Source organism: Actinoplanes sp. NBRC 101535 (assembly GCF_030269225.1).
In the GTDB taxonomy this organism is placed as follows: domain Bacteria; phylum Actinomycetota; class Actinomycetes; order Mycobacteriales; family Micromonosporaceae; genus Actinoplanes; species Actinoplanes rectilineatus.
This window is the reverse complement of sequence record NZ_BSSY01000062.1, coordinates 1-302: the sequence shown is the minus strand read 5'-3', so window position 1 is coordinate 302 and position 302 is coordinate 1. Positions and strand designations below refer to the sequence as shown.

General features: G+C 74.2%; 1 protein-coding gene. It reads right to left on the bottom strand.

Annotation, left to right across the window (positions count from 1 at the left end; all coding sequences use genetic code 11):
- Positions 1-302, bottom strand: a 302-nt coding sequence (locus QSK32_RS45350) for an IS200/IS605 family accessory protein TnpB-related protein (RefSeq protein ID WP_285475568.1), incomplete at both ends; no start/stop codon positions are given.

The window sequence follows — 302 nt, the reverse complement described above, 5'->3', positions numbered from 1 at the left end:
AGTGCGGGCAGGTGGACGAGGTGCCGCGTTCGTCGACCAGATGGACCCGGATCCCGGCGAGGGCGGCCTTGTCCTGCAGGATCCGCAGGGTCCGGCCGACCTGCCACTGCCGTAGCCGTAGGTTGTGGCGCCGTCCGGCGGGCAGGTCGAGGACACCACGCGGGTCACCGACGGTCAATGTTCCGATCCGGTTGTCGACGGCCCAGCCGACGACCATGGCGGCGGCTTCGTGCAGGGCCTGCCGGACCCGGCGGCGGTGACGGCCCTCGACGGGCCGGGCCCGGCGCCGGGCCTTGCGCCAC